32 protein-coding genes and 1 pseudogene are annotated in these 26,299 nt (G+C 68.2%); 16 read left to right on the top strand and 17 right to left on the bottom strand.

What is annotated here, in order from left to right; genetic code table 11:
- Positions 1-80: 80 nt before the first annotated feature.
- The 4 genes from KL788_RS13585 to KL788_RS13570 all read left to right on the top strand — a co-directional run bounded on the left by KL788_RS13585 (position 81) and on the right by KL788_RS13570 (position 3,018).
- Entirely contained in the window at positions 81-893 is an 813-nt protein-coding gene (locus KL788_RS13585; protein WP_293172836.1) for a hypothetical protein, read from the top strand.
- 111 nt (positions 894-1,004) lie between these two features.
- The gene (locus KL788_RS13580; RefSeq protein ID WP_293172833.1) at positions 1,005-1,361 is read left to right on the top strand and encodes a GntR family transcriptional regulator; all 357 of its coding nucleotides are present in this window, start codon (positions 1,005-1,007) and stop codon (positions 1,359-1,361) included.
- A complete protein-coding gene (locus KL788_RS13575; RefSeq protein WP_293172830.1) occupies positions 1,358-2,266 on the top strand; it encodes an ABC transporter ATP-binding protein in 909 nt (302 codons plus the stop codon). Before KL788_RS13580 ends, KL788_RS13575 begins: the two co-directional genes overlap by 4 nt.
- Positions 2,263-3,018, top strand: coding sequence for a hypothetical protein (locus tag KL788_RS13570; protein ID WP_293172827.1), 756 nt, complete (start codon positions 2,263-2,265; stop codon positions 3,016-3,018). Before KL788_RS13575 ends, KL788_RS13570 begins: the two co-directional genes overlap by 4 nt.
- Here the strand turns inward: KL788_RS13570 and KL788_RS13565 are convergent.
- Complete coding sequence (locus KL788_RS13565) at positions 3,015-4,556, bottom strand: DUF7059 domain-containing protein (RefSeq protein WP_293172825.1); 1,542 nt, start codon at positions 4,554-4,556, stop codon at positions 3,015-3,017. The genes KL788_RS13570 and KL788_RS13565 overlap by 4 nt on opposite strands.
- Before the next feature lie 235 nt (positions 4,557-4,791).
- Here KL788_RS13565 and KL788_RS13560 point away from each other — a divergent pair, with 235 nt between their 5' ends.
- Complete coding sequence (locus KL788_RS13560) at positions 4,792-5,343, top strand: YceI family protein (protein ID WP_293173365.1); 552 nt, start codon at positions 4,792-4,794, stop codon at positions 5,341-5,343.
- 114 nt (positions 5,344-5,457) lie between these two features.
- Here the strand turns inward: KL788_RS13560 and KL788_RS13555 are convergent, their stop codons facing one another.
- Both KL788_RS13555 and KL788_RS13550 read right to left on the bottom strand, forming a co-directional pair.
- Positions 5,458-5,856, bottom strand: coding sequence for a fasciclin domain-containing protein (locus KL788_RS13555; protein ID WP_293172822.1), 399 nt, complete (start codon positions 5,854-5,856; stop codon positions 5,458-5,460).
- Positions 5,857-6,036: 180 nt separating this feature from the next.
- Positions 6,037-7,395, bottom strand: a complete 1,359-nt coding sequence (locus KL788_RS13550; RefSeq protein ID WP_293172819.1) for an MFS transporter — start codon at positions 7,393-7,395, stop codon at positions 6,037-6,039.
- A gap of 51 nt (positions 7,396-7,446) precedes the next feature.
- On the opposite strand from KL788_RS13550, the gene KL788_RS13545 reads away from it, so the two are divergent.
- Positions 7,447-7,941 carry an FBP domain-containing protein gene (locus tag KL788_RS13545; RefSeq protein ID WP_293172816.1) on the top strand — a complete coding sequence of 165 codons (495 nt, stop codon included), beginning with the start codon at positions 7,447-7,449 and terminating at the stop codon, positions 7,939-7,941.
- Positions 7,942-7,995: 54 nt separating this feature from the next.
- Here the strand turns inward: KL788_RS13545 and KL788_RS13540 are convergent, their stop codons facing one another.
- Complete coding sequence (locus KL788_RS13540; RefSeq protein ID WP_293172813.1) at positions 7,996-8,172, bottom strand: hypothetical protein; 177 nt, start codon at positions 8,170-8,172, stop codon at positions 7,996-7,998.
- Positions 8,173-8,212: 40 nt separating this feature from the next.
- On the opposite strand from KL788_RS13540, the gene KL788_RS13535 reads away from it, so the two are divergent.
- Positions 8,213-9,001, top strand: coding sequence for an alpha/beta hydrolase (locus tag KL788_RS13535; RefSeq protein WP_293172810.1), 789 nt, complete (start codon positions 8,213-8,215; stop codon positions 8,999-9,001).
- Here the strand turns inward: KL788_RS13535 and KL788_RS13530 are convergent.
- On the bottom strand, positions 8,998-9,696 hold the full coding sequence (locus KL788_RS13530; RefSeq protein ID WP_293172807.1) for a hypothetical protein: 699 nt from the start codon (positions 9,694-9,696) through the stop codon (positions 8,998-9,000). The genes KL788_RS13535 and KL788_RS13530 overlap by 4 nt on opposite strands.
- A gap of 54 nt (positions 9,697-9,750) precedes the next feature.
- Between KL788_RS13530 and KL788_RS13525 the strand changes: the two genes are divergently transcribed.
- Positions 9,751-10,779 carry an NAD-dependent epimerase/dehydratase family protein gene (locus KL788_RS13525; protein WP_293172804.1) on the top strand — a complete coding sequence of 343 codons (1,029 nt, stop codon included), beginning with the start codon at positions 9,751-9,753 and terminating at the stop codon, positions 10,777-10,779.
- Here the strand turns inward: KL788_RS13525 and KL788_RS13520 are convergent.
- Positions 10,746-11,384, bottom strand: a complete 639-nt coding sequence (locus tag KL788_RS13520; protein WP_293172801.1) for a potassium channel family protein — start codon at positions 11,382-11,384, stop codon at positions 10,746-10,748. The two genes, KL788_RS13525 and KL788_RS13520, sit on opposite strands and share 34 nt — an antisense overlap.
- A gap of 147 nt (positions 11,385-11,531) precedes the next feature.
- Between KL788_RS13520 and KL788_RS13515 the strand changes: the two genes are divergently transcribed.
- The 4 genes from KL788_RS13515 to KL788_RS13500 all read left to right on the top strand — a co-directional run bounded on the left by KL788_RS13515 (position 11,532) and on the right by KL788_RS13500 (position 15,633).
- Positions 11,532-12,206, top strand: coding sequence for a hypothetical protein (locus tag KL788_RS13515; protein ID WP_293172798.1), 675 nt, complete (start codon positions 11,532-11,534; stop codon positions 12,204-12,206).
- Between the two features lie 96 nt (positions 12,207-12,302).
- Entirely contained in the window at positions 12,303-13,250 is a 948-nt protein-coding gene (locus KL788_RS13510) for an SDR family oxidoreductase (protein WP_293172795.1), read from the top strand.
- Between the two features lie 29 nt (positions 13,251-13,279).
- Positions 13,280-14,596, top strand: coding sequence for an MFS transporter (locus KL788_RS13505; RefSeq protein ID WP_293172792.1), 1,317 nt, complete (start codon positions 13,280-13,282; stop codon positions 14,594-14,596).
- 74 nt (positions 14,597-14,670) lie between these two features.
- Entirely contained in the window at positions 14,671-15,633 is a 963-nt protein-coding gene (locus KL788_RS13500) for an NYN domain-containing protein (RefSeq protein ID WP_293172790.1), read from the top strand.
- A gap of 86 nt (positions 15,634-15,719) precedes the next feature.
- Here the strand turns inward: KL788_RS13500 and KL788_RS13495 are convergent, their stop codons facing one another.
- Positions 15,720-16,553: a hypothetical protein gene (locus KL788_RS13495; protein WP_293172787.1), complete on the bottom strand. Its 834-nt coding sequence runs from the start codon at positions 16,551-16,553 to the stop codon at positions 15,720-15,722.
- A 1-nt stretch (position 16,554) separates the two neighbouring features.
- Positions 16,555-17,148 (bottom strand): RNA polymerase sigma factor, encoded by a 594-nt coding sequence (locus tag KL788_RS13490; protein ID WP_293172784.1) that lies wholly within the window; start codon positions 17,146-17,148, stop codon positions 16,555-16,557.
- A 213-nt stretch (positions 17,149-17,361) separates the two neighbouring features.
- Here KL788_RS13490 and KL788_RS13485 point away from each other — a divergent pair, with 213 nt between their 5' ends.
- Complete coding sequence (locus KL788_RS13485) at positions 17,362-17,913, top strand: type 1 glutamine amidotransferase domain-containing protein (RefSeq protein ID WP_293172781.1); 552 nt, start codon at positions 17,362-17,364, stop codon at positions 17,911-17,913.
- 68 nt (positions 17,914-17,981) lie between these two features.
- On the opposite strand, the gene KL788_RS13480 is transcribed toward KL788_RS13485, so the two are convergent.
- Positions 17,982-18,551, bottom strand: a complete 570-nt coding sequence (locus KL788_RS13480) for a cysteine hydrolase family protein (RefSeq protein ID WP_293172778.1) — start codon at positions 18,549-18,551, stop codon at positions 17,982-17,984.
- A gap of 117 nt (positions 18,552-18,668) precedes the next feature.
- Between KL788_RS13480 and KL788_RS13475 the strand changes: the two genes are divergently transcribed.
- Positions 18,669-19,301 carry a hypothetical protein gene (locus KL788_RS13475; RefSeq protein WP_293172775.1) on the top strand — a complete coding sequence of 211 codons (633 nt, stop codon included), beginning with the start codon at positions 18,669-18,671 and terminating at the stop codon, positions 19,299-19,301.
- Between the two features lie 179 nt (positions 19,302-19,480).
- Positions 19,481-20,542, top strand: coding sequence for an AI-2E family transporter (locus KL788_RS13470; RefSeq protein WP_293172772.1), 1,062 nt, complete (start codon positions 19,481-19,483; stop codon positions 20,540-20,542).
- Here KL788_RS13470 and KL788_RS13465 read toward each other — a convergent pair.
- Genes KL788_RS13465 through KL788_RS13455 form a run of 3 tightly spaced genes read right to left on the bottom strand, consistent with a single transcriptional unit; the run spans position 20,539 to position 22,334 of the window.
- Positions 20,539-21,063 (bottom strand): DUF1697 domain-containing protein, encoded by a 525-nt coding sequence (locus tag KL788_RS13465; RefSeq protein ID WP_293172769.1) that lies wholly within the window; start codon positions 21,061-21,063, stop codon positions 20,539-20,541. The two genes, KL788_RS13470 and KL788_RS13465, sit on opposite strands and share 4 nt — an antisense overlap.
- A complete protein-coding gene (locus tag KL788_RS13460) occupies positions 21,060-21,386 on the bottom strand; it encodes a DUF1905 domain-containing protein (RefSeq protein ID WP_293172766.1) in 327 nt (108 codons plus the stop codon). The genes KL788_RS13465 and KL788_RS13460 overlap by 4 nt, the downstream gene beginning before the upstream one ends.
- Before the next feature lie 33 nt (positions 21,387-21,419).
- Positions 21,420-22,334, bottom strand: coding sequence for a homocysteine S-methyltransferase family protein (locus KL788_RS13455; protein WP_293172763.1), 915 nt, complete (start codon positions 22,332-22,334; stop codon positions 21,420-21,422).
- Positions 22,335-22,407: 73 nt separating this feature from the next.
- On the opposite strand from KL788_RS13455, the gene KL788_RS13450 reads away from it, so the two are divergent.
- Complete coding sequence (locus tag KL788_RS13450) at positions 22,408-23,016, top strand: TetR/AcrR family transcriptional regulator (protein WP_293172760.1); 609 nt, start codon at positions 22,408-22,410, stop codon at positions 23,014-23,016.
- 16 nt (positions 23,017-23,032) lie between these two features.
- Here KL788_RS13450 and KL788_RS13445 read toward each other — a convergent pair whose 3' ends face one another.
- From KL788_RS13445 to KL788_RS13425, 5 genes and pseudogenes are all read right to left on the bottom strand, one after another.
- A complete protein-coding gene (locus tag KL788_RS13445; RefSeq protein WP_293172757.1) occupies positions 23,033-24,253 on the bottom strand; it encodes a hypothetical protein in 1,221 nt (406 codons plus the stop codon).
- Positions 24,254-24,350: 97 nt separating this feature from the next.
- A complete protein-coding gene (locus tag KL788_RS13440) occupies positions 24,351-24,563 on the bottom strand; it encodes a hypothetical protein (protein ID WP_293173371.1) in 213 nt (70 codons plus the stop codon).
- 77 nt (positions 24,564-24,640) lie between these two features.
- Positions 24,641-24,796, bottom strand: a pseudogene (locus KL788_RS13435) (hypothetical protein); the annotation flags it as partial.
- A 248-nt stretch (positions 24,797-25,044) separates the two neighbouring features.
- Positions 25,045-25,758 carry a GOLPH3/VPS74 family protein gene (locus tag KL788_RS13430; protein ID WP_293172754.1) on the bottom strand — a complete coding sequence of 238 codons (714 nt, stop codon included), beginning with the start codon at positions 25,756-25,758 and terminating at the stop codon, positions 25,045-25,047.
- Positions 25,758-26,294, bottom strand: coding sequence for a small multidrug efflux protein (locus tag KL788_RS13425; protein ID WP_293172751.1), 537 nt, complete (start codon positions 26,292-26,294; stop codon positions 25,758-25,760). Before KL788_RS13425 ends, KL788_RS13430 begins: the two co-directional genes overlap by 1 nt.
- Positions 26,295-26,299 lie beyond the last annotated feature (5 nt).

Raw genomic sequence — 26,299 nt, 5'->3', positions numbered from 1 at the left:
GGCCGTCGGCTCGCCGCAGTCGCCGCAGTGCCGGGGTGAGTAGGGTGGCGGCGACGACTCGTGAATTCAAGGAGGCGCGCATGCGCACGACCGGGCAGCTCTTCCGCTGGGGCCTCACGAGCTTGCTGCTCGCCCCGCTCGCCTTCCTGGCCGCATTCGTCGCGGGCGGTGAGCCGGCCTTCGCCTGGCTCGGTCTCGCGCTCGTGCTGCTCGGCGGTCTACTCAACGCGCTCGCGATCGTGCGCGGAGTGAAGCGCATCGGCTCGGGTGCGCTGACGGCCGACCTCGACGGCGTCGACCTCGCGCAAGTCGGCCCCGACGCCCCGCGCCCGAACCCCGCTGAGCCGATCGTGCCGCGCCAGCGCATCATCTTCCCTCCCGAGCCCGCACCGCTGCCTGACCCGGGCCTGCGTCGCCGCGTCGGGCTCGGCGCGGCGGCCGCCCTACTGGGCCTCATCGCCGTGGGCGCCTACACGCTCGCGGTCGAGCAGCCGCTCGCGATCGCGCAGGGCATGCTGACGCTCGACGAGATCTACGGCGCGTGGGGCACTGCCTCGCGCATCGGCTTCACGATCACGCTTGGCATCTGGGTGCTGCTCTCGCTCGCAGTCGTGCTCGGGGTCGCAGTGCTCGCCCTGCTGCCGTCGATCGCCGCCGACCAGTTGCTGACGGAGCGACGGATGCTCGCCGCGGCCTGCATCGCCGGCAGCGCCATCGTCGTGGCCGCCGTCTTTCCGTACTTAAGCATCGGCATCAGCCTGCCCGACGACCTGCCCTTCCTCGCGAGCGGAGCCCAGAGCACCGGCAGCCTGCTCTTCGGCCTCACCGGCGTCGCCCTGAGCGCGACAGCCATTCTGCTCACGGTGCCCGACTGGAGGCGCCGACCGCGCTGAGGGCGCGGAATCCGTCGCCTCGGCATCGACCTTCGCCGCGGCGCTTGACACGCTCGCGGTTCTCTGGTTAGTTACTTGACTAAGTAACCAACACAGAGAACGGAGGTGAGCGTGGAAGAAGGCAGACCGATCTTTCGGCAGCTCGCCGAGCAGATCGAAAACCAAATCATCGACGGCTCACTCGTCGAAGGCCAGCAGGTGCCCTCGATCAATGAGTTCGCCGCGTTCCATCGCATCAACCCCGCGACGGCGCTCAAAGGCATCACGCTGCTCGTCGATTCCGGGGTGCTCTACAAGCGCCGCGGCATCGGCATGTTCGTCGCCGAGGGCGCGCGCGACTCGCTCATCGCCGCGCGTCGCGAGACGTTTCGCGACGTGTTTCTCCGACCCCTGCACGCAGAAGCGCGAGCCCTGGGCATCTCGCCCGACGAGCTCGCCGACATGATTCGAAAGGACGCCACCCCATGACCCCCGCCGTCGAGGTTCAGCACCTCACCAAGCGCTACGGCTCGATGAACGCCGTCGACGACGCCACGTTCTCGATCGCCGAAAACACCATCACCGGCTTGCTCGGCCGCAACGGAGCCGGCAAGACGACGCTCATGCGGCTCATCACCGGGCAAGAGTTCGCGACCTCGGGCACCGTGCGCCTCTTCGGCGCGCCGCCCGTCGAGAATGCCGCCGTGCTGCAGCACACGTGCTTCATCTCTGAGAGCCAGCGCTACCCCGACGAGTTCCGCATCAAGCACGTGCTCGCCGGCGCCCCGCGCTTCTTCGAGCACTGGGATGCCGAGTTCGCCGAGCAGCTCGTCGACGAGTTCAGGCTCACCCGCAAGCAGCTCATCAAGAAACTCTCGCGCGGTCAGCGCTCCGCCGTCGGCGTGATCGTCGGGCTCGCCTCGCGCGCGCCCCTCACGATCTTCGACGAGCCCTATCTGGGGCTGGATGCTGTGGCGCGGCAGGCCTTCTACGACCACCTTCTCGCCGACTACAGTGAGCATCCCCGCACCGTGATCTTGTCGACGCACCTCATCGACGAGGTCAGCCAGCTGCTCGAGCACGCGCTCGTGATCGACGCCGGCCGCATCGTCATCGACGCTCCCGTCGAAGAGCTGCGCTCGCACGCCGCGACCGTCAGCGGCCCGGCAGAAGCGGTCGAGCGGTTCATCGCCGGGCACGAGGTCGCGCATCGCGATCAGCTCGGCGGTCTGCTCAGCGCCACGATTGCGAACGTGACCGAGGTCGATCGCGACGCAGCTCGCGCGGCGGGTCTCGAGGTCGGCGCCGTGTCACTGCAGCAACTCATCGTGCGCCGCGCCGGGTACTCGGCGACGGATGCCCCCGCCATGATCTCGGAAGGAACGAACTCATGACCACCCTGACCGCGGACGCCCCGCGCTCGATGACCGCGCGGCCCCTGGGTCGCCGACTCTCGACCATCATGCTGCTGCAGCTCACCAACCCCATGACGCTGCTCGGCTGGCCCTTGACGATTCTGACCTTCATCTTTCTCGTCAACCTCGCGATCATCGGCATCATCACGACCGCGACCAACGGGGGCGCCGAGGTGACGGTGAACGGCGGCATCGGCTTCATCTGGGTCTACACGCTCGTGATGGCTGTGCAGAGCGTCAACCAGACGTTCCCGCTCGCCCTCGGCTTCGGCGCCACGCGCCGCGACTACCTGCTCGGCACAGGTGTGCTCTTCACGGCACTCTCGATCGGCTACGCACTGCTCGTTGCGACCCTGGCGATGGTCGAGCGAGCGACCAACTACTGGGGTGTCGGCCTGGCGTTCTTCGATACGGCGCGCGACGCGACGTGGTTCGAGATCTTCTACGGCACCCTTCTGATTCTGCTGCTCTTCGCCTCGATCGGGGCGGCAACAGCGGCGGTCTACGTGCGGTGGAAGGCGATGGGCATGTACGTGTTCTGGGCAGGACTCGTGCTCGGGCTTGTGGCCGCCGCCTACCTCATCACCGTGACCGAGTCATGGGGCGCCGTCGGCGAGTTCTTCGCGACCGCTGGCCTGCTCGGCACGATCATGTGGAGCTTCGTGATCACCGTGATCAGCGCGGCCGCGGCCTACCTGATTCTGCGCCGAGCCACCCCGACGAACACCTAGTCGGTCAGCAGCAGCCCGGTCGCGACGAGCTCGCGCACCTGGGGCAGCAGCTGCTCGCGCAAGGCGCCCTCGTCCACCTCGAGCAGGTGGGCGAGGGCGTTCGCGATCTCGGCGACCGTGAGCTCGCCGTCACTCGCGCCGACGAGGCCGGCGAGCGCAGCATCCGCGTCGATCGTGCGCGCGAAGCCGCCGCCCTGGCGCAGACGGATCACGGTCGGGTTCTCGTCGCCGGGCCAGTAGTGGCGCTCTTCGGTGACGTCCGGGGCGACCTGGAGCCTCAGCGCACCGAGCGCCTCGTCGTCGAGGGTCGCGATGGCGTCGTGCGCGCGCAGGCAGACCAGTAGGTGGTCGCCGATTCCAGCGGGGGTGCCGAGCGGAGAGCTCAGCGCCTCGGCGCGCAGCAGTCGCGGCAGGCCGGGGGCGACCGGCCGGCGCAGCAGCACGTAGCCGAAGCCGATCGCCGTCACCCCGCGGGCGGCGAAGTCGTCGAGCCACTCCCCCGCGAGCCGCTCGTACTCGGGGGTGCCGACGCGCGTGCCGCCATCGCGGATCCAGGTGGCGGCGTACTCGGCCGGGCTCTGCCGCTCGCGCTCGACGACCCAGCCGTCGAGGCCCGCCTCGTCGATCCAGCGGCGCACCCGGGTGAGCCCGTCGCCGGCGAGTTGGTCGCGGTACTCCCAGTTGCCGAGCAGGTGCGCGGTGCCGCCCGGAGTCAGGTGGTCAGCCGCGCCGCGCACGACCTGCTCGACGATCGCGTCGCCCACCCGGCCGCCGTCGCGGTACTCGTAGAGCGGCACACCGTCGCGGCGCGGCGTGATGACGAACGGTGGGTTGGTCACGATGCGGTCGAAGCGCTCGCCCGCGACCGGGGCAAAGAGGTCGCCCTGGCGCAGCTCGACGGCAGCGGTGCCTGCGCGCCCCGACTCGTCGGTCGCCGAAATTCCGTTGAGCGCGAGCGTGAGGCGAGCGCGGTCGAGCGCGCGGGCAGAGAGGTCGGTCGCGACAACCCGTCGCGCATGACGGGCCGCGTGCAGTGACTGGATGCCGCAGCCCGTGCCGAGATCGAGCACCGAGTCGACCGGCTCGGTGGGGATGAGTGCGGCGAGGGTCAACGACGCTCCCCCGACGCCGAGCACGTGGTCGGGCGGCAGCGCTGTGCCGAGCGCGAGCTCGCCCAGGTCAGAGGCGATGACCCAGTCGACGGCGCCCGAGCCGTCGATCGACGAGTAGGGGCGCAGGTCGAGCAGGGCGCGGCCGTCGGCGCCGACGAGGCCGAGCTGTCGGGCGCCCGCGGCGCCGAGCGTTGGCAACGCCGCGTCGAGCTGCGCATCAGTGGTGGCCTCGCCGAGCACGAAGAGCCGCGCGAGCGTCGCGGCGGGGCTCGGCGCGACGCCGTTCAGAGCGCGCACCGCCGGTACGCGGTCGCCGCGCGCGAGCGCCGCGTCGGCGTCGTCGCCCCAGAGCTGCCGCAGCCGGTCGACCGTGTAGTGCGCCGCGAGCAGGTCGGCGCGCAGCCGGGTCACGAGCGCAGCATCCACCCCCTCATTCTGCTGCCTGTCACAGATCACGGAGATTCGGATGCTCGCGGGCCTTTAGGCCCAGCGAATCGCCCTGACTCCGTCGTCTTTCCGTGATTCGTGACGCGGGCGGAATAGTTCGGGCTGGCGCGCGTTGGGGTCAGGGTGTCTATGCGATCGCATAGACCGGAGCTGATCGGCACACACCCCATCGGCTCAGACCGCCCACGACGAAGGAGAACCCCTCGTGACCACCATCACCGCCGACACCATTCCGGGCTACCGCGCCGGCACCTGGGTCATCGACCCCACGCACACCGAGATTGGCTTCAGCGTGCGCCACCTCGCCATCAGCAAGGTGCGCGGCGTGTTCGAGCGCTTCGACGCCACCGTGATCGCTGCCGAGAACCCCGCCGAGTCGAGCGTCACGGTCACGGTCGAGGTCGCCTCGATCAACACCAACAACGCCGACCGCGACGCTCACTTGCGCACCAACGACTTCTTCGCTCCCGAGCAGTACCCGACCATGACGTTCGTGTCGACCGGCCTGCGCGTTGACGGCGACCAGTTCTTGCTCGACGGCGACCTCACGCTGCGCGGCGTGACCAAGCCGATCACACTGAAGGGCGAGTTCGGCGGCATCGCGACCGACCCCTGGGGCAACACCAAGGCGGCCGCGAGCGGCACCGCCGTGATCAACCGCCACGACTTCGGGGTCAGCTGGAACGCGGCGATCGAGACCGGCGGCTTCTTGCTCGGCGACGACGTCACGCTGACGATCGACGCGCAGTTCGCGCTGCAGGCCTAGACAGCGCAGTTCGAACAGGCAGTGGATGCGGGGCGCCGAGCGCCCCGACCTCTCCCCACGCAGAACGGGGCGGCCCCAGAAGGGGCCGCCCCGTTCGCGCGTTGCGCGTCGTGACTACGGCAGCAGCACCGCGTCGATGACGTGAATCACGCCGTTGTCGCACACGATGTCAGCCGTGACGACGTTCGCGCCGTTGATCTTCACACCGTCGGTCAGGTCGACCGTGAGCTCGGCGCCGTTGACCGTGGCGGCCCTCATGCCATCGCTGAGGTCGGCGGCGTGCACGGCACCAGGAACCACGTGGAAGGTGAGGATCGAGGTGAGCGCCGGAATGTCGGCGAGCAGGCCCTCGACGGTGCCCTCGGGCAGCGCGGCGAACGCGTCGTCGGTGGGGGCGAAGACCGTGAAGGGGCCCTCTCCGTTGAGCGTGTCGACGAGTCCGGCAGCGCCGACGGCGGCGACGAGGGTGGTGAACGAACCGGCGCTGACGGCGGTTTCGACGATGGTGGCCATGGGGGTCTCTTCTCTAGCGATGAGGATGACGGCGCCTCAGGGGCGCCCGCTCGGAGCGTGCTGCCCGAGTGCTCTCACTCTGCGGCCTGCCGCCTGCCGTAAGCCCGTGCACCAGCAGTGCATCGCCCGCACGCCAGCCGACCATCGGCTGTGCGTCATGAACGGCCGGTGACGAAACGACTACGCGACGGGGTTTTCTTCGTCGACCGGGCGTTGCCGGCCGGTGGCCGCACCCGCACCCGTCACGATCGGCCCGGTCTCGGTCGACACGACGATCTCGGTGTCGGTGAGCGGGTGCGCGAGCTCGTCGGGCCCGAGCCGGGCGATGAGCAGGGTGAGCACGGCGAGCACGACGGGAATCGTGCCGGCGGCCAAGAAGGCGACGGGGATGCCGATGAGCTCGCCGACGGGGCCCGCAATCGCCATCGAGATGGGCATGAACAGCAGCGACACGAAGAAGTCGAGGCTCGAGACCCGACCGAGCATGGCGGGCGGCACGCGGCGTTGCAGCAGGGTTCCCCAGATGACGGTGGCGCCCGAGAACAGCACGCCGCACACGAACAGGGCCACGACCATGAGCCAGAGCTGGTCGGTGATTCCGATGACGACGAGAGGCGCGCATCCGAGACCCCACGCGGCGATCATGATCGTGAGATACCGGCGCGGCAGGCGCATCGAGGCGACCGCTATCGAGCCGAGAGCGCCGCCGACGCCGAAGGCCGCGAGGGCGAGGGCGAAGGCTCCTGCCCCGCCGCCGGTCTGGTCGCGCACGGCGAACGGCAGCAGCACCTCGATCGGCCCCATGATCACCAGCACGAGCAGCGCCGAGTAGAGCAAAGTCGCGAGCAGCCAGCGCGTGCGCACCATGTACCGCACGCCATCGCGCACGTCGATGAACACCGCCCGCAGCGCGTGCACCGGTTCATCGTCGGCCTCGCGGCGCACCGCTGTCGTGCGCATGAGGCCGAGCAGCACCGCGGCAAGGCCCTGCGTCACGGCAACGATCGCGAATCCGAGCCCCGGAGACAGGATGGCGATGGCCGCACTCGCCGCCGCGGGCCCCGCCGCCTGCATGACCGCGGGCCGCAGCACGCCCTCGATTCCGTTGGCCGCGAGCAGCTCGTCGGCCGGCAGCAGCGCGGGCAGCCACGCGGAGTATGCGGGGTAGAAGAAGCCGTCGGCCATGCCGAGCAGCAGCGACACGACCGCGAGGTGCCAGACCTCGATCGACTCGGTGAGCGCGAGCACCGCGACCGCGGCCATCGAGAGCGCCTTCACGGTTTCGACGACGGTGAGAATGCGCTTCTGCGGAATGCGGTCGGCCGCCACCCCGCCCAGCAACACGGCGAGCACGAGACCGATGCTGCCTCCCGTCGCGACGATCGACAGATCGATGGGCGTACCCCCGAGCTCGATCACCTGCCATACGACCGCAACGAGCCAGACTCCGGTGCCGAACAGCGAGAGCACGAGAGCGATCGCGAGCAGTCGATACTGACCGGTCGCGAAAGGTTGCAGGGCACGGGGCAACGAAGCCATGGCGCCATGCTAGCGACGCGGCTGCAGGTCGGTGACGTACGCTGAAGAGCGATGAGAGAACTGACCGCCGAGCAGATTCGGGCCTCGTTCGTGAACGCGAGCAACGCCGAGATCGAACGGATGACCCTGCCGGGCCTGCACGAGACCGTGTGGAGCGACCGCGAGTTTCTGGGCTGGCGCGACCCCGCCGGTTCTGCCCGCGGCTACATCGTGCACTGGGTCGACGACCGGCCCGTCGGCATCATGGTGCGCGCTGCGAGTTCACCGCTGCGCCCCGGCATCGGCGCGATGTGCTCGCTCTGTCACACCCCGCAGCCTTCGACGCAAGTGGTCATGTTCAGCGCCCCGCGCGGTGGCGAAGCCGGCCGTGACGGCAACTCGATCGGCACCTACATCTGCACCGACCTGGCGTGCTCGATCATGATCCGCATTCTGCCGGCGACGAGCGAGTTGAACCTGCACCGCGACGAGCTCATCGCGCGCCGCGCAGCGGGGCTGCAGCAGCGTGTGACCGCGTTCACAGCCAACATCCTCAAGACCGCCTAAGGCCGGCACTCCGACCGCCTAAGGCCGGCACTCCGACCGCATAAAGGAGGCCTGTCAGCGTTCGCGGTGACCCAAGATGTTGAACGGAATCGCCATCGACAGAGTCACCGACATGATGCCGATGAAGAAGGTCAGCGCCGCGAACTCTTCCGGCACCGCGAACGCATACGCGAAGAGCACGAACGACGCCACGAAGAGGGCGATGGAAACGATCACGGCGAGAATGTTCATGATGAGCCCATTGTGCCAGTTCTCGCCGCAATAATGGCGCATGACCTCCCCCGCTGCTGCTCAGTCTCGTCACCGCCCAGCCGGCCCCGCTCGACGCCGAGTGCGGGCGATCGGACTCGGCGCCCTCGGCGCCCTGCTCGTCGTCGTCTTCGGCTTCTTGATCTGGGCGAACACGCCCTACCGTGCTGATCGCGGCGCGACGCTCGAGGTGTTCCGCAACGGCGACATCTCAGTGACAACGGTCGACGAGGGAATTCTGATGCAGCCGGTCGGCGACAGCATCGATCTGGCCAGCGACCCGGTTGGGCTTATCTTCGTGCCCGGGGCGCGCGTCGAGCCCCACGCCTACCTGTTCCAGTTGAGCGGCGTCGTCGAAGAACACGGCGTGACGGTGCTCATCACGAAGCCGACGCTGAACCTCGCGTTCTTCGACACGCGCGGGGTCGAAGACTTCACGACCGCCGCCCCCGAGGTCGACCGCTGGTTCGTCGGCGGCCACTCGCTCGGCGGGGTGCGCGCATGCCTCATGACGCCCGGCACCGACCTCGAGGGGCTCGTGCTCTTTGGTAGCTACTGTGCTAACGATCTGAGCCAGTCGGGGCTGACGGTGCTGAGCATCGCGGGCGAGAACGATCTGCTGAGCGACCTCGCCACGATCGAGGGCGCGGCACCGCTGCTACCCGCCGACGCGCAGTTCGTCGTCATCGAGGGGGCGAACCACGCCGCGTTCGGCGACTACGGAGCCCAGTCGGGTGACGGCGAGCGCAGCATCACGAGCGAGCAGATGCGCGACGAACTCACGCGCCTGCTCGGCGAGGTGGTGCGCTAGCTCTTCTTGCGCGAGGCTGGCTTCTTGGCCTCTACCGGCACCGCCGTCGCGTCGTCGGCAGGCTCGGGGGTGGCCAGCGTGCTCGGGCCGGCCTCGACGGCGGCCGCACCCTCGGGCGTGAGGGCTGCGACCGACGAGCTGTCGGCGGCGACGACGACCGCGGGCAGCTTCTCGCGGTTCGCGAGGGCCATGAGCCACCAGAGCAGCGAGCCCACGAGAATGCCGCCGACAAGGGCGATCACCGGGGTCAGCAGAACCGGGCCGGCGATGCCGCTGTCGGTGAGCAGGTTGGCGATGCCGAGATAGATCCAGAAGAGCGCGATGTCGACGAGAGCCGCGACACCGATGGCGGCCATAGTCGTGCGCCAGGGGCGGTGCTGACCCGCGGCCGAGAGCATCCACCCGCTCACCAGAATCGACAGACCGATGAGAATGAGACTGCCGATCAGAAAAGCGATGACGATCCAGAACAAGATGTCAGAGCCTGCACCGATCGCCGCGAGAACGGCGTTGGCGTCCTCACCGCCGAGCGTGTTCGAGATGGCGCCGACGAGGCCCCCGAAGAGTGAGGCGGCGATGAGTGCCGCGAGCGACATGCCGAACGCGAACCATCCGGTCTGAAAGATCGTGTGCGCGACGGCGCCCGCGATCACGGCGCTCTGCGTCTGGTTGCGGGTGAGGGGTGTGGCAGCCATGGGTGCTCCTCGATTCGTGGGCTCGACAGCGAATCTAGCGCCTAGAGTGTCGGCATGCAGAAGACCGCGCTGCTCGTCGGCGGCTCTGGCCAGATCGGCACCGCGAGTGCCCGACGCCTGCTCGCACTCGGCTATCGCGTGACCATCGCGCATAGGGGCACGCGACCCCTCCCCCGCGATCTGGCCGGCGAGGTCGAGACGGTCACGCTCGATCGCAGCGAACCGCATGCTCTCGCCGAGCTCGCCCGCGGCCACGACCTCGTGCTCGACTGCATCGCCTTCAGCCCGGCTGATGCCGAGCCCTACGCGCGACTGGTCGGCGAGCTCGGATCACTCGTGGTCATCTCGACCGCCTCGGTGTACCTCGGCAGCAACGGCACGTGGATGGACATCGCGACGGGCCCCGACGACTTTCCGCTGCTGGCGGTGCCCGTCACCGAGCAGCACCCCACCGTCACCGACGAGCGCGAGGGCTACTCGACGCAGAAGTCGGCACTCGAGCGCGCGCTGCTCGGCGTCGACGGGCTACCCGTCACGGTGCTGCGCCCCGGCGCGATCCACGGCCCCGAGTCGCCGGCGCTGCGCGAGTGGTACTTCATCAAGCGCGCGCTCGACGGCCGTCGACGTGTACCCCTGACCGACATGGGCGAGAGCCGATTCGCCACCACGTCTACGGCCGTGATCGCCGAGCTCGTGCGGCTGGCGGCAGAGCATCCGGCCACCCGCATTCTCAACGCCGCTGACGAACCGGGGCCGACCGCCCTCGAAATCGGCCAGGCGGTGTTCGCCCATCTCGGCCACGAAGCCGAGTTCGACCTGCTGCCACGCGAGGCCGCGGGCGAGGTCGGAAGCCACCCGTGGGCAGTACCCACGCCGGTCGTTCTGAGCATGCAGGCGGCTCGCGATGAGTTGGGGTACGCGCCCACGGGTAGCCACCGCACGACCATCGGCCCGGCGATCGACTGGATGCTGGGCGAAGTAGCCGACACCGACTGGCGCGAGCGCTTTCCGGCCCTCGCCGACCGATACGGCGCCGCAGGGTGGTTCGACTACGAGGCCGAAGACTCGTTGCTCGGCGGCTGATCGGCACTCGCCGCGCGGTTCGCGGCAATGCGCTCGGTGATGTACGACACCACGATCGCCGAGGTCGTGCCGACGATGATGATGCCGCCGCCCATCAGCATGACGGCGAGAAACCGCCCCGTGGCGGTGACCGGGTAGGTGTCTCCGTAGCCGACCGTGGCGATCGTCACGACGGCCCACCACAGCGCGTCGCCGAACGTCGTGATCGTCGCGTCGACTGCGTCACGCTCGACCTGCAGTGTCGCCAGCGCAATGACGTAGACGAAGACGACGGCGTAGGTGAGAGCGTGCGCGATGACAGAACCTCGCACCGAGGCCCCGCTCTTGCCATTGAGAACGGGAATGTGCCGCAAGAGGTCGGCGACGCGTAGCGCGCGGAAGAGTGGAACGAAGACCGACAGCACGTCGATCGGGTGAGTGAACACGAACCGCCACCGGCGCCCGCGATCAGAGAGTGCGATACGCGCGACGAGATCGAGGGCGAAGGCCGCCCAGGTGGCGATGCCGACGACTGCCAGCACCACGATGAGCCAATCGGCCGGGTCGGTCACGAGCACGAAGACCGAGTAGGCGACAAAGAACAGCACGCCGAAGATGGCGAGCACGGGGGTTGTGCGCTGCTCCCAAGCGAGACGGCGGGTGTCGATGAGCCGTGCCTCCCCTCCCGGTCAGCGAATATCCCCCTGGCGTCGAGGGTTCCACGGTCAGAATAGTGCTGGCCGGGCGTGCTGGGGTCGCTTTACAATCACCCCATGACCCCCCACAGGTTGACGGCCGGTCGGTCGGCGATGATCGCGTTCGCGGCAGCTGCCTTGCTGTTCGTGGGCGGGTGCACACCCACCGAGCCTGCGGCGACCGAGCCCTCCGTCGAGCCGACTCAGGCGGTCGAGAGCACCCCGAGCCCGACGCCGACCTCCGAGGCGCTCGCCGACTTCGACATCGATCGGTTCCGCGCCGCGTCGCTCGAGCTCGCCGACGCAGACGCGGTCGGCACCGCCCTGGGCGGACTCGCTGCCGAGTTCGAGGAGTGCCCCTGGTACCCGATTCTCGAGAACCACAGCGAGTACAGCTCGACCTCGGCGAAATTCGACACCGACTTCTTCGGCCGCACCGACCTCGAGCCCAACGTGCGGTTCTTCTACACGATCTCGGGCGACGAGGTCGTGCCGCCCGGCATGCCCCGTAACCCTGAGGGCGTGGGGGTGGGGAGCACCCACGACGAGATTCGGGCTGCGTATCCGGGCGCTGTCGAAGCAGTGGAGTTCGCCGAGGGCCCGGGCGACATCGTGACGTTCACCGTGCGCAGACCCAACACCGACTCTGTGTACGTCTTCGCGAGTGACTCGTCGCACCCCGGGGTGATCAACATGCTGCAGTGGGGCCCCGACGCCGGCGGTCAGTGGTCGCACCTCTGCACCGGTCTGTAGCCGACCGGTCTTCTCGTTCGAAACGCTGACCGCCCTCAGGTTCAGCCCGGCTCCGAATGGTGTGATGACAGTACTCACCACGACTTCGGAGACGTCATGCCTCGCATTGCCCTCGACACCACCGTTCCGAACCTGACCGGTCGCCTCGCCGTCGTCACCGGCGCCAACAGCGGCCTTGGCTTCGGCCTGACTGGCCGACTCGCGGAGGCGGGCGCCGAGGTGGTCATGGCGGTGCGCAACCGCGCAAAGGGTGAGGATGCTCGCGAGCGGCTGCTCGCCCAGCATCCTGACGCGAACCTGCGGTTGCTCGACCTCGACCTCGCGTCGCTCGAGAGCGTGCGTGCGGCGGCGCACAGCCTGCTCGACGACGACCGCGGCATCGACATCCTCATCAACAACGCCGGGATCATGGCCGTGCCCGACCGCCGCGAGACGGCCGAGGGTTTCGAGCTGCAGTTCGGCAGCAACCACCTCGGGCCGTTCGCCTTCACGGGCCTGCTGCTGCCAGCCCTGCAGCGCGCTGAGGCGCCGCGCGTCGTCTCGACGAGCAGCCTCGCCGCGAACGCCGGGCGCTGGCAGTGGGACAACCTGAACGCCGAGAAGAAGTACAGCGCCTGGGGCGCGTACGGGCTCTCGAAGCTCGCCAACCTCGCCTTCGCGCGCGAGCTGCAGCGTCGCAGCGACCTCGAGGGTTGGGGCATCACGAGCACGGCAGCGCACCCGGGCGGCACGAAGACCAACCTGCAGTCGACCGGACCGCGCGACGGCAAGGCTCCGAGTGCCGCGCAAGAGAAGCGCTACGCGCGGTTCATGCAGGGCGTCGACACCGGAATCTTGCCCTCGCTGCACGCGGCGACGAGCCCTGACGCAACGCCCGGCGGGTACTACGGGCCGAACGGCTTTCTCGAGGTGCGCGGTGAGCCCGCGCCCGCGCGCCTGCCTCGCGGTGCGCGCGACGCGACGGCGGCCGTGATGCTGTGGGACACCTCTGAGCAGCTCACGGGCGTGCACTACGACGAGTACGCAGAGACGTTGTCTCGATAGTCAGGTTCAGCGGCGTACGCTGAACGTTTGTGACCGCCCCCTCGCACGCCGCTCGACGTGGTCACCTCGTCGACGTGCGACCGTTGCGCGAGAGCCCCGCGTTCGCGCGCATGTGGGCGGGCGCGGCGATTACCGGCATCGGCAGCCAGATGACCATCGTCGCGGTCGGGCTCGACATCTACGACCGCACCGCCTCGACCCTCGCGGTTTCGCTCGTCGCGGCGTTCGCGCTCGTGCCAATGGTGGCCTTCGGGCTCTACGGCGGCGTGCTCGCCGACTCGTTCGACCGCCGCAAGGTCGCACTCATTGCCGCGTTCGTCGCGTGGGGGTCGACCGCTGCGATCGCGGTCTACAGCTGGCTCGGCGTGCCCGAGATCTGGCCGCTCTACGCGCTCATCACCGTCAACACCGTCGCGGCCACGATGGTCGCGGTCGCTCGGCACGCGATGGTCGCGACGCTCGTGCGCATCGAGCTGCTGCCCGCGGCGGGCGCGCTCGGCGGCATCAGCGCCGGTGTGCAACTGACCGTCGGGCCGGCGCTCGCCGGGCTGTCGGTCGCCTACCTCGGCTTCAGCTGGACGTACACCGTCGACGTCGCTTTGTTCTTCGCCGCGTTCCTCGGGCTCTACACGCTGCCCGCGATGATCCCTGACGGCGACCGACGGCGGCCGGGCATCCGCTCGGTGATCGAGGGCTGGCAGTTTCTGCGCATCGCACCGAACATTCGCGCCTCGTTCGTGCTCGACGTCTTCGCCATGACGTTCGGCAACCCGCGCGTGCTCTTCCCGGCGGTAGGTGCACTGCTCATTGGCGGCGGGGCGATCACCGTCGGCATTCTGTCGGCAGCCAGCGCGGTGGGCATGCTCGTGCTCGGTCTGCTCTCGGGTCGCGTCGGCGGGGTGCGAGCGCACGGGCGCGGCATCGTCTACTCGGTCGCCGCCTACGGCGCCAGCATTCTGCTGTTCGGCGTGGTGCTGCTCATCGTCTCGACCCTGCCGATCGAGGTCGGCACCGACATCACGCAGGCGAACCTTCCGGCGCTCGTGGCCGCCTCGGTGCTGCTGGCCTTCGCAGGTGCGGCCGACACCGTGAGCATGATCTATCGCACAACAATGATTCAGGCCGCTGTGCCCGACATCATGCGCGGGCGACTGCAAGGGCTGTTCACGGTCGTCGTCACGGGCGGGCCGCGCATCGGCGACCTCTATGTCGGCGTGCTGAGTCTGACCGCGCTGTTGTGGTTTCCGCCGCTGCTCGGTGGTGTCGTCATCATCGTGGCCGCGGCCGTGAGTCTGCGGGTGTATCGCGGGCTGCGCGAGTACGACGCTCTCGACCCGAAGCCCTGAGCGCGCCCCGCTCGCGCCGCCGCAGACCCTGACAGGATGGGGTGACCGGGTCCCGACTCAGAAGGAGGCGACCCATGGCAGAACCAGGCGAAGGCCGCGTCGCGGTCTACATCGACTTCGACAACATCGTCATCTCGCGCTACGACCAGATTCACGGGCGAAGTGCGTGGCGCAAAGACAACGTCTACCGTCTGCCCGCGGGGCTCGCGGGGGCGACCGACGAGATCGCCGCCCGGCTCAAGCACGCCGAGGTCGACATCAGCGCCATTCTCGACTTCGCATCGAGCTTCGGCACGATCGTGCTCTCGCGCGCCTACGCCGACTGGTCGATCGGCGTCAACGCGAGCTACCAGGGCCAGCTCATGGAGCGCGCCGTTGACTTGACCCAGCTCTTTCCGGCGACGCAGCAGATGAAGAACGGTGCCGACATCAGACTGTCGGTCGACGTCGTCGAAGACCTCTTCCGGCTGCCCGACATCACGCACGTCGTCATCGCGGCCGGCGACAGCGACTACATCGCCCTCGCCCAACGCGCCAAGCGCCTCGGCCGCTACATCGTCGGTATCGGAGTCGCGGGCGGCACGAGCAAGAGCCTCAAGGCTGCGTGCAACGAGTTCGCCGACTACGACTCGCTGCCGGGAATCCGCCCCGCCGCCCACATCGCCGCCGAACTCGACGTGGCGCCCGACGCCGCAGCCGACGAGAAGTCGGCGCCCGCGAAGACCTCGCGCCGCGCCTCGAAAGCCGCCGCGACGAGCACTCCTCCCGAGTCCGCTGCTGACTCGTCGAGCGAGACGGCGACGACTAAGCGCGCCGCGAGTGCTCTGCTCGTGCGCGCCCTGCGCCTCGTGCACGAAGCCGACGACACTGATTGGGCGCATGCCTCGGCACTCAAGCAGCAGATGAAGCGCCTCGACCCCGCCTTCAACGAGAAGGCCCTCGGCTACAGCTCGTTCACCAGTTTTCTGAAGTCGCGCGCCAACATTGTCGAGCTTGATGAGTCGACGCAGACCCGGCTCGTGCGGTTGCGCGAGTAGCGCGCAGAAACGACAACGGCCCCACACACCCGAAGTGTGGGGCCGCTATCGCGAACGCGTGTCAGCAGCGTTCTCGCCATGCAGTCTTACGGACGCCCGCCGCCCACGCCCTCGGGCTTGCCGCCCTCGCGGGGCGCATCCTCGGTGCCGTCGGTGTCGTCAGTCTCGCCGCCGCGACCGCCGTTGCCGAAGCCGTTGCTGGCCCCGCCGTTGCCGGTGCCGTTTTCGGCGCGCTCGTCGGCCTTTTCTTCGCGCAGTTCGCGAGCCTGCTCCGACACCTCAGCGCCGAACTCCGCACCGACCTTGTCGGGGTCTTGCGCGCCTTGAACGACCCACGCGCTGAACTCCTTCGAGCCGACCGGCAAAGCGGGCTCATCGCCCACGCACTCGACGGTGCCGTCGTCGGTGCCGTCTTCGGCGCCCTCCTCCATGCCCTCGTCGACGGTGCTCTCGAGAGCTCCGCCATCGGTGCCCTCGCTCGCGCCGTCGTCGACCGTGCACTCGTCGACGAGCCCGTCGTCGGTGCCTTCGTCGTCGGTCACGATGATCGTCGAGACCACATCATCGAACGCGTCTTGCGCGGGGCCGGGCAGAGCGCCCGCGGCGCCCACTCCTGCGAGTCCGAGGACGAGCACGCCCGATGCTGCGGCCACCTTCGCGGCGATCCCGAGCCCTGCAATCGATGCAACCATCTTCTTGATCCCCTTGAGTCGTGTCGGTTCTGCGCCCGCGCTGACCCCCAGCGCCGGCTGTTCGAGGTAAGACGCGAGCGCAACGGAAGGCTGCGGTGCGACCTCGAGAGATGCACGGCGCACGTCGGCGATCGAGGCTGCGAGCCCTGCCAGCTCGGGGCGGCCCGCAGGGGTCTCGCCCGAGAGCAGCTGCTGCGCCTCGGCATCGGTGAACGTGTGCTTTCTCATCTCACTCTGCGCTATCGCTCGAAGGGGCTTCAGGGGTACGGGTGGCGTCGAAGTTCTTGCGCAGCCTTTCGAGTGCCCGCCGCTGCAGGGCATTGACCGCCCCTGGGCGCTTGCCCACCACCTCGGCCACCTGCTCGACGGTGAGGTCGGCGACGATGCGCAGCACGATGACGTCGCGCTGGTCTGCGGGCAGCGCCATGAGCAGGGCGTGAGCGTGCACGTCGCCCATTCGCGTCGTCGCTTCGTCTTCAGCGCTGGATGCCCGCCGCGGGTCTTCGGCCTCGACTAGCTCTACCGTCTCGCCGCGTCGGCCGCGCATGCGCAGCTCATCGACGAGTCGTCGGTAGGCGATCGAGAACACGAACGACCTGAACGCGTCAGCATCGCCGCGAAAGGTCGCGAGTCGGTCGAACACCGCGAGAAAGACTTCGCTCGTGAGGTCATCGGGCTCGCGCGAACCGCGAGCCTGCGCGAATGCGCCCACTGCCGGGGCGTGGTCGTTCCATAGTCGCGTGCACGCCCAGCTCGCCCCCGCTTTCGCGGCGGCGAGCACCGTCGCGAACGTCTCGTCGCTCGTGCTCCCCCTGGCGGCCATGGATTCACACGGTAGAGCCGAGACGCCCCCAGAGCCAAACGCGGCACACCGTTGGGCTGCGCGCTGCAAAGACGGCGGGCACGAGATCTGAGGGGCGGTGACGCCCTTGCTAGTACCGCTGGGAGAGCGTGTCAACGGGGTGACGGGTCAGTGCAAACACTCTTACCGTGGGCACCTCCCCCACCGACGACACCTCACGAAGGGAACAACACCATGACCTACGACCTCAGCGGCAAGAGCGTCGCCTTTCTGCTCACCGACGGTTTCGAAGACAGCGAGCTCACTGCTCCGTGGCAGGCCGTCACGGCCGCTGGCGCCGCGGCGGTGCTCGTCTCGCCGGCCGGGGGCTCGGTGACCGGCAAGAACGGCCACACCCAGTCGGTCGACCAGCCGGTGGGCGAGAGCGACGCCGACGCCTTCGACGCACTCGTGCTGCCCGGCGGCGTCGTCAACGCCGACCATATGCGCATGGATGCTGACTCGGTCGACTTCACGCGTGCATTCTTCGAGCAGCACAAGCCCGTCGGCGTCATCTGCCACGGCGCCTGGGTCATGATCGAGGCCGACGTCGTGCGCGGTCGCGAGCTCACAAGCTACCCGAGCCTGCGCACCGACCTCGTCAATGCGGGGGCCGAGTGGGTCGACGAAGAGGTCGTCGTCGACGCGGGGCTCGTGTCGAGCCGCACCCCCGACGACCTGCCCGCGTTCTGCGACAAGCTCATTGAAGAGATCGACGAGGGTGAGCACGCAGATCAGACGGCCTGACCACCGCGCCGCGCCGGGCAGAGTGCGGGGAAGGATGCTCGCGCTCTGCCGCGGTGCGCTCGACCCGCTCATGCGCGCGCCCCGGCCAGCCCGGCGATCGCCTGTTCGGTCGTGACGACGGTCGCGAACTCGCCGTGCAGGCTCGCGGCCGCGGCCCGCGCAACCTGCTCGGCAGGGATCACCGTTCCGTCGGGCAGCGCGCGGTCATGGCAGTGGGTCGCGTCGAGCACGAAGTCGACGTCGTAGCCGAGGTTGCCGGCCATGCGCGCGGTGGTCGAGCAGCAGTGATCGGTCGTGATGCCGCAGATCGTCACGGAGGTCGCACCCGCGTTCTGCAGCCACGCGTGCAGATCGGGGTCGCCGTAGAAGGCCGAGTTGACGTGCTTGGTGACGAGCAGGTCGTGCGGGCCATCGACCCCCTCGTGGAAGGCGTTGCCTGAGGCGCCCGGCGCCAGCGGTGATGCGGGCTGATTCGAGTCGTGCCGCACGAGCACGATCGGCAGCGCAGCCGCCCGCCAGGCGTCGAGCAGGCGCACGATGTTGGCTTCGGCGTCGGGGTTGTCGCGCGGCCCCCATGCGGGGTCGGCGAAGGCCTTCTGCGGGTCGACGACGATGAGCACGCGAGGGTGGGCGGTCATGGTCAGAGGCTAGCCGACCGCGCAAAGCGGGCCGTGGCTCTCTATCGCGCCCGACGCTTCACGACTAGATTGCGCTCGGGGCTCGTCTGGGCCCGCGCCGCCGATCAGAGGCAGACCATGACTGTTCGCATCGCCGCTACCACCCTCGCCCTCGTCACCGCCATCGTGCTTGCGGGGTGTGCCACCCCCGCACCGCCTGCGGCGGAGACCCCGGCCCCGACCGTCACCGTCACGGTCACGCCGACGGCCGAGACCGAGCCCGAAGCGCTTGCCGACTTCGGCTTCACCTACTTTCGCGGCGGTCAGCTTGGCGCCGCCGACTTCGCCACGTTCAGCACGCAGTTCGGCTCGCCCGTGACGGGAATCGCTGAATGCCCCTGGTACGCCCAGGTCGAAGAGCACTCGCCTGACGCCTGGACCTACGCGTTCACCGACCCCGAGGGCGTCGACCCCGGCATTCTGTTCTTCTACACGCAAGACTTCTCGGGCGGCAGCGCCCCGATGCCCCGCAACCCCGAGGGCGTTGGCGTCGGTTCCACGCAAGCCGAGGTGCTCGCCGCGTATCCCGGCGCCGTCGTCGATGCCTACGAAGACATCAGCGTCGGGCCGATGACCCGCATCACCGTCGATGACCCCGACAGCGACTCGATGTACGTCTTCGCCCTCACCGACGGCTCGCCCGTCGTCAACCTGCTGCAGTGGGGCACGATCGCCGGCGGCCAGTGGGCGCACCTCTGCCTGCCGCTGTAGCGCGCCCGCTCGAAGTCGTCAAGGCCGGAAGCTCGGCGAGAGCCTGCGCGTAGGCTGGGCGGGCATCCGCTGGATGCTCGCAGCTGATCTCGCGACCCAAAGGAATTCGCCGCATGTTCTTTCGACGCCGCACCGAGCCTGTGCCCCCCGCCAGCCCGACAGCGCCCACCATGCGCAGCATGTGGACAGACCGCCTCGGCGTCGCGGGCACGCGCAGCCTGCAGATTCTGCTCGTGCTGGCGCTCGCGAGCATCGTGGTCTACGCGCTGATCCAGCTGCGCATCGCGGTCATTCCTCTGCTGCTCGCGATCATCATCGCCTCGGCGTTCAGCCCCGTGATTTCGTGGATGCGCAACCGCGGCCTTCCCGCCATGGCCGCGGCGTGGATCACCCTGCTCGGCTCGCTGCTCATCTTCGGCGGCATCATCACGGCGATCGTGTTCGCGGTGCGCAGCCAATGGGCAGAATTGTGGGAGCAGGCGCAGACCGGATTCGACAAGCTACTGGCGTGGGTGCAGACCCTGCCGCTACCGCTCGACGACGTCGACTTCGAAGAGCTGCGCGACCAAGCCGTCGACTTTCTCACGAGCGCCCAATTCGGCTCGGGGGCGTTGACGGGCGTCGTCGCGGTGGGCGAGTTCGCCACGGGGTTCATTCTCTTCTTGGTGATCTTGTTCTTCTTCCTGAAAGACGGCGACCGCATCTGGGCGTTCTTCTTGCATCGCTTCGACGGCGTGCGCAAGGCCCGCGGAGAGCGCGTCGGCCGCACGGCCGTCACCACGCTCGGCGGTTACATTCGCGGCACGTCGATCGTCGCGCTCGTCGACGCGCTCGGCATCGGAATCGTGCTGGTCATTCTGCAGGTGCCGTTGGCCCTGCCGCTCGCCGTCATCGTCTTCATCACGGCCTTTATTCCGCTCGTGGGCGCGACGCTCGCGGGTATTCTCGCCACGCTCGTCGCCCTCGTCGCCAACGGGCCGATCATCGCGCTCATCGTGCTCATCGCCGTCATCGTCGTCAACCAGCTCGAGGGCAACTTCTTGCAGCCCGTCGTCATGGCGCAATCGCTCAAGCTGCACCCGCTCGTGATCTTGCTCGCCTTGAGCGCGGGCACGATTCTTGGCGGCATCGTCGGTGCGGTGCTGTCGGTGCCGATCGCCGCAACGGCCTGGGCGATCATCAAGACGTGGGATGCCCCGGGCTCTCAGCTCGAGACCGCGCCGAAGCGCCGCACGCGCTAGCCGAGCAGGGCAAGCACGGCGTCGACCGTGCGCAGGTTGCGCGCCGTGCCGACGACGTCGAGCGCGCGCAGCAATCGGGCGACGTCGAGCTCGGCACTGCCAGCGCCGTGCTCGTAGCGCACGTGCAGGTCGTCGCCGATCAGCGCCCACTCGTCGGCGCCTGCGGGCACCTCGGCGGCCTTCTCGTGCGCGGCCGACTCGGGCACCGCGCTCAGCGGGATCAGGTACGAGAAGCGAGGGTCGACGATCGAGAACGGATGCGCATCCCGCGCCGCGCGCAGCGCCGCCGCACCACGCACGATGACCTCGCGACGAAACCCGAAGCGCGACTCGACGTCGGCCTCCAGCTGCTCGGCGAAGGCCAGCGGGTCGCCCGGTGGCGTGGCGATGAGGTTGCCCGACGCGATGTAGGTCTGCACCTCGGTGGCTCCGAGCTCGACGGCGAGAGCGCGTAGCTCGGCCATCGGCAGCTTCGCGGTGCCGCCGACGTTGACGGCGCGAAAGAAGAAGGCGTGCCTCACGAGAAGTCGGCCAGTTCGATGCCGACCTGCGCGGTGCTGCCATCGTCGAGCCCCTCGGCCTGCCGCACTGCCTTCTTGATGGGCAGCAGATAGGCCTGGCGCTTCGAGTCAGGAAAGAGGCTTGTCATCCACTCACTGCCGCCGATACGCACGCGCACCCGCACACTGCCGAACCCGTTGGTGAAGCCTTCGGTGCGCGCGTCAATCTCGTCGCTGATGTCAACGGGCACGGTCACGAAGAACCAGGCCGCCTTGCCCTCCCACTCCCAGAGCAGGGCGGCGAAGTCGTAGGCCGGCGCTCGACCGGTGCGGGATGCTGGCACGCGGCCATTCTGCCGCACCTGTCCGACGTGCTGTCAGACGCCGACGAGAACCGCGATGTGCTCGGGCCCGGTACCGCAGCATCCACCCATCACGGCGAGGTTAGGAAGCTGCTTCGTCAACTCGTCGTATGACGTGCTCAGCAGGTCGAGGTCGCCGGCGTCGAGCTCGGTGGCCTCGTCAAGCTCAGCGTGGGTGAGAGTCGAAGCGTTGGGGCTCAGCTTCACGATGCGGCTCAGCCACTCCCCCTCGTCGAATCCAGGGGCGATGTGGGTGGGGTGGGCGCAGTTGATGATGAACCCAGCGGGTGTCGCGTCGTTGTCGACTCGCGTCACAGCCTCGGCCAGCGGCGTGCCGTCGGGCAGACGGCCGTCGGTCTCGACCGTGAAGCCGATCAAGACAGTGATTTCGGCCTCCCGGCCCGCGCGCGCAATGCCGATGCCCTCCTCCGTTCCCGTCAGCGTATAGGCGCCCACCGCATCGGCACCCGCAGCCGCGAAGGCCTCGACCTGACCGCGGTGGTAGTCGGCCGCCTCGGCGGGGTCGACCCTCTCGCCAGCGACGTAGCCGTCACCGCGGGGGCCGATGGCGCCGATGATGCGCACGTCGTGAATGTCGCTGTACGAGTCGCGCAACTCGTGCAAGAACTCGACTGCGACCCGATTGACGCGATCGAGCGCCGCACGGTCGTAGCCGAGCTTGGCTCCCCAGTCGGGGTTCGCCCGCCAGGTCGGCGACTCGAGGGTGAGTCCGGTTCCCGCTCGTCGCGCGACCGCGGCGTAGCTGTCGTAGTAGGCGCGCAGCACTTCGCGGCCCGACGCATCGTCGAGCAACGGGAAGGCGGCGAACTCGGGCAGGTCGACCCCGTGGTCGTAGATGAGCCCGGTCTCGAGCCCGCCGTCGCTGATGTAGCGACCGGAAAGCCATGAGGTGCTCGTCGTCGCAGTCATGGTGTCTCCTCTGTTCGTAATCAGACTGTTTGGTCTAGTTCTAGCAGACTGTCTGGTCTGATACAAATGGACCATGCCGAAAGATGGAACCATCAACCGCGAACGCATTCTCGAATCGGCCACGCACCTGGTCATCGAGAACGGGTTCGCCGCCACCTCGCTCGACCAGGTCATCGCAGCGGCAGGCACGTCGAAGGGCGCGTTTTTTCACCATTTCGCGTCGAAGTTCGATCTGGCGCAGGCGTTGACCGAGCGGTATGTCGAGGCCGATATCGCCGTGCTGAATGGTGCACTCGTTGCCACCAGCGACATTGTCGACCCCGTCGATCGACTCATCGCCTTCATGAGATTCTTCGAGGACGGAGCCGACGAGTTGATGGAAGAGCAGAGCAGCTGCCTCTACATCTCGGTGCTCACTGAGCAGCAGCTCATCACGCACGGCACGGCTCAGTCGATCAACCGCGCCATCGAGGCGTGGCGGCACGAGATCGTTGACCTGCTCACTGCGGCCGCCGCGTCGGCCGCAGTCGACCTCGGAGACCTGGATGCGCTAGCTGATCACGTCTTTGTGACCTTCGAGGGCGCATTCCTGCTCTCTCGGTCGACCGGCGAGCCATCGCACATGCGCACGCAGCTGGGCGTCGTGCGGCGACTGCTCGAAGGCGTTTTGCGGGCGCGGTGACGTTGCGTCGACGAACTCAGGCGGTTCGTCGCCGAACGACAACTCCCACGACACCGAGCACGAGCAGCAGCGCCGCGATTGCGGCGAGACCGAACGCCCCGGTAGTGGCAGCGCCCGTCGCGGCGAGCTGCGCACCAAGCACGAGTCCGCCGGGCTGACCCCAGATCTCAGCCTGGGTGGTCATCGGGCCGAGGTCGTCGATGACAAAGGCCGAGTCGAACTTGGTGTCGGCATCGTCGAGCGGGATGTCGGGCACGTCGTTCTCGTCGTAGGGGATCGTCACGAGCGTGTAGGTGCCGGGCTCGAGGTCGACGATGAGTTCGGAGAAGTACTCGTCGAGGAAGCGGTTCTGACTGTCTCGGGCGCCGCCGGCGTAGTCGAACTCTTCGTCGATCAAGGTGTCGATCGCCTCGCTGTCATCGTTGCAGTCGATGAACCCGGCGTCGGTGTTGGCAGGGTCGAAGGTGCTGTAGAGCACGAGCGCCGGGTCAGAGAAAGGGTTGTAGGTGCCCCACGGGTTCGGCGGGGTGCCGTCGCCGGTGGGCGTGTAGTCGTAGTACAGGCCGCCCTCGTACGGCGTGTAACCGGTGACGCGGAACGTGTACGTGCCCGCGGTGAGCACCGTGAAGACCTGGGTCACGTAGGGCTTGGCACCGTCGTCCACGCAGTCGTACACCGGGCCGTCTTCACCGGTAGCGAAGTTCGCGATCGGTCCGCTCGAACCGGCGTGGCTGGCGTCGAGCTCGTGCAGCAGCGAGCCGCCGGGGTTGTCGAGGGATGCGGTCAGGTAGTACTCGACCTCGAAGTAGCCCTCGTCTTCAGGCCAGTTGACGCTGAAGTCAGTGTTCGGCTCAATTGTCACGACCGTGCTGCCGTCTGACGGGTTCACTCCGATCGACGACGGAGAGTCGACATCAGCGAGGTCTGAAACGTCGAAGTCGTCGCCCAGAAGTTCGCAATCGAAGGTGATCGTCAGCGATCCGCCGGGCACATGGTAGAGCTCGGCATAGAAACCGAGCTCGTCGATGTCGTACTGCGCGAGGAAGGCGTCGCAGTCGACCTCGAGCTCGTAGTTCGGGAAGGCCGACACGGCGGTGATTCCTTCGTCAACGACGGCCGGGTAGACGACAGGCGCAGCGGACGCGACGGCGGCCGGCGCGAGCAGTGCTGCGAGAGCGATGCCACTGGCGGTCAGGGTGACGGAGGCGCGGGGGAATCGACGCAAGGCGGGGCTCATTTCGTGCGAGGGAGATTTGTCAGCAGATTATCAGCGAAACCCCTCGTTTCGGGAGTCATAGCGAAAGAACTTCGCTATGAAAACTCACCTCTTGGGGTCAGTTCATGAGCCTTTCCTCCAGCGCTGCATGCGCCTCGAGTGCACCGCGCGTAGGCGCGATCGCACTAAGCCCTCGGCAGAGCCGGTCGAGCGCCTCGACATCGACGACCCCCGACTCGGGCCACGAGCGCAGTGCGCGTTCGAGGGCGTGGGCGAGAGCATCCTCTGCCAGATGAAGATCGCGCGTCGAACTGGCGACGAGTGCGAGCAAGCGGCCGTACGACTCCCGCGCCGCACGTGCAGCGGCGAGCGCAGCGCGGCATCGAGGTCGGCCACGTCGATCACGACGGTGCCGCCGAGCTGCTCGCGCGAGTCGGCGAAGGGGCCATGCCCTCCGCGAGTGCCTCGGGGCCGAGGTCGTCGGCCGACATGTCGGGGTAGTGCATGAGCAGGGTGTAGCGCATGGTGTCTTTCCCTTCGCGGACCGTGGGTCGATCCTGCCAAAGAGATGACGATCGAGGCAGGGGCAAATCGCCGCGGCCGTCAACGCTGTCGCGGCCGGCTCGCGCCTCATGGTCATCGACGGCGACGACGCCTCGCCGCGCGCAATCTGGGGCTGGCTGCTCGTCGAGGTCACGTCGCAGGGAGTGCGCGTGCACGGTCACCCCACGAGGCCAGACATGACGCGCACGATCGCGGCGCTAGAAAGTGTCGACGCCGCACCGGGTGCCATCACCTCGAGCACCCGCAACTCAGCGCGACGCGATCGTCGTCGTGACGACGAAGCTGTTCGCGATCATCGCCGCCATCGTGCGCGCGACAGCCTGCGAGGCGGCTTCAGCGCCCCAGTTTCCTTGCTTGAGCTCTTCGGCCCGCGTGATCGCCACAGAGTTCCACGGAATCTCGCGGTGAAGGTGCGACAGCACGCCCGCTCCGTACACGAGCGCGATGAGCGCGGCGATGCGGGGCGTCGGTTCCGCCCCGTCGACGAGTACGTCGTATACGCCCGCGATCAGCGCCTCACGTCGACCCGTGTAGCCCAGCGACAGCTTCTTCGACGGGAAGACGCCGAGTACCTTTCGTTTTCGCTCGACGAGGTCGCCGCGGTCAATGAGCCGCTGCAACACCGGCGCGCGCAAGGTGGGGCCGATGGCCGCGAGCACCGTTTGCACGTTGCGCGGCTTCTGGGCGACGTATTGCCATGCCGAGAGCAGCAGCGGGTCATCGGGCGCGGCGTCGGCAATAGCATCCACTTTCGCCAGCATCGATATCTCGCTCGTGGCCGTGACGCGTTCCTCGATAGCGAGGTCAGCCAGCATGGCACCAGCGAGCGCATAGAACAGGAGGTTCTCGCCCGCGAACGTGCCCGAGGAGGGCTGGAACAACACCAGCAGCAGTTCTTCGGCCAGGGTCGGATGATCGGTAGCGGTGGTGTCGGCGACGGCGTCTGGGTCGTTCTGCATCATCAGACTCCCAAGGTGACGAGCGCGAGCCACGCGAGAACGGTCGCCAGCACCGTCCAGAAGATGATCGCGACACCCTGCCAGAGCAGCACCCAGCCTTTCGGAGTGCCTGACGCGACGAGCATGGCCGACATGAACTGCGTCGGAATCGCGAGCGGGCCCAGGATGCTCGCTCCGGGCACGCCGAAGCGAACGACCCAGCGCGCGAAACGCTGTCGGCCCTTCGACTGCGGCTTCTGCGGTTCGGGTCGCTCCTCGGTCAACACCGATGATCCTGCGCCGTTGCGGCGAGCGAGCGCGAATTCTCGCGTTCGCGAGGTGACCGCGACCACGCCGACGACCGCGGCAAAGTTGCCGATCATGGCTGCGGCGGCCGCGATGAAGGGGTTGATGCCGCCGGCCACGCCGATGAGCGCGCCCACTTCGCCTTCGATGAACGGAACCGTAGCCGCCAGCATGATGATGAATGGCTGCACAAATGCGGGCACCTGGGCAACGAGGTCTTGAAAGTTGACGATGAGATCGGCAACGGGATTCATGGTGG

It is taken from the genome of Microcella sp. (assembly GCF_019739195.1).
Classification (GTDB): domain Bacteria; phylum Actinomycetota; class Actinomycetes; order Actinomycetales; family Microbacteriaceae; genus Microcella.
This window is presented reverse-complemented; position numbering and strand designations above follow the sequence as displayed.

Coding starts and splice junctions, on each gene's coding strand:
- KL788_RS13430 (WP_293172754.1), bottom strand. CDS start 25,758: ATGATGCAGAACGACCCAGACGCCGTCGCCGACACCACCGCTACCGAT.
- KL788_RS13485 (WP_293172781.1), top strand. CDS start 17,362: ATGACCTACGACCTCAGCGGCAAGAGCGTCGCCTTTCTGCTCACCGAC.
- KL788_RS13470 (WP_293172772.1), top strand. CDS start 19,481: ATGTGGACAGACCGCCTCGGCGTCGCGGGCACGCGCAGCCTGCAGATT.
- KL788_RS13450 (WP_293172760.1), top strand. CDS start 22,408: ATGCCGAAAGATGGAACCATCAACCGCGAACGCATTCTCGAATCGGCC.
- KL788_RS13475 (WP_293172775.1), top strand. CDS start 18,669: ATGACTGTTCGCATCGCCGCTACCACCCTCGCCCTCGTCACCGCCATC.
- KL788_RS13495 (WP_293172787.1), bottom strand. CDS start 16,553: ATGAGAAAGCACACGTTCACCGATGCCGAGGCGCAGCAGCTGCTCTCG.
- KL788_RS13445 (WP_293172757.1), bottom strand. CDS start 24,253: ATGAGCCCCGCCTTGCGTCGATTCCCCCGCGCCTCCGTCACCCTGACC.
- KL788_RS13550 (WP_293172819.1), bottom strand. CDS start 7,395: ATGGCTTCGTTGCCCCGTGCCCTGCAACCTTTCGCGACCGGTCAGTAT.
- KL788_RS13500 (WP_293172790.1), top strand. CDS start 14,671: ATGGCAGAACCAGGCGAAGGCCGCGTCGCGGTCTACATCGACTTCGAC.
- KL788_RS13585 (WP_293172836.1), top strand. CDS start 81: ATGCGCACGACCGGGCAGCTCTTCCGCTGGGGCCTCACGAGCTTGCTG.
- KL788_RS13540 (WP_293172813.1), bottom strand. CDS start 8,172: ATGAACATTCTCGCCGTGATCGTTTCCATCGCCCTCTTCGTGGCGTCG.
- KL788_RS13425 (WP_293172751.1), bottom strand. CDS start 26,294: ATGAATCCCGTTGCCGATCTCATCGTCAACTTTCAAGACCTCGTTGCC.
- KL788_RS13515 (WP_293172798.1), top strand. CDS start 11,532: ATGACCCCCCACAGGTTGACGGCCGGTCGGTCGGCGATGATCGCGTTC.
- KL788_RS13555 (WP_293172822.1), bottom strand. CDS start 5,856: ATGGCCACCATCGTCGAAACCGCCGTCAGCGCCGGTTCGTTCACCACC.
- KL788_RS13455 (WP_293172763.1), bottom strand. CDS start 22,334: ATGACTGCGACGACGAGCACCTCATGGCTTTCCGGTCGCTACATCAGC.
- KL788_RS13530 (WP_293172807.1), bottom strand. CDS start 9,696: ATGGCTGCCACACCCCTCACCCGCAACCAGACGCAGAGCGCCGTGATC.
- KL788_RS13490 (WP_293172784.1), bottom strand. CDS start 17,148: ATGGCCGCCAGGGGGAGCACGAGCGACGAGACGTTCGCGACGGTGCTC.
- KL788_RS13535 (WP_293172810.1), top strand. CDS start 8,213: ATGACCTCCCCCGCTGCTGCTCAGTCTCGTCACCGCCCAGCCGGCCCC.
- KL788_RS13545 (WP_293172816.1), top strand. CDS start 7,447: ATGAGAGAACTGACCGCCGAGCAGATTCGGGCCTCGTTCGTGAACGCG.
- KL788_RS13480 (WP_293172778.1), bottom strand. CDS start 18,551: ATGACCGCCCACCCTCGCGTGCTCATCGTCGTCGACCCGCAGAAGGCC.
- KL788_RS13525 (WP_293172804.1), top strand. CDS start 9,751: ATGCAGAAGACCGCGCTGCTCGTCGGCGGCTCTGGCCAGATCGGCACC.
- KL788_RS13510 (WP_293172795.1), top strand. CDS start 12,303: ATGCCTCGCATTGCCCTCGACACCACCGTTCCGAACCTGACCGGTCGC.
- KL788_RS13570 (WP_293172827.1), top strand. CDS start 2,263: ATGACCACCCTGACCGCGGACGCCCCGCGCTCGATGACCGCGCGGCCC.
- KL788_RS13575 (WP_293172830.1), top strand. CDS start 1,358: ATGACCCCCGCCGTCGAGGTTCAGCACCTCACCAAGCGCTACGGCTCG.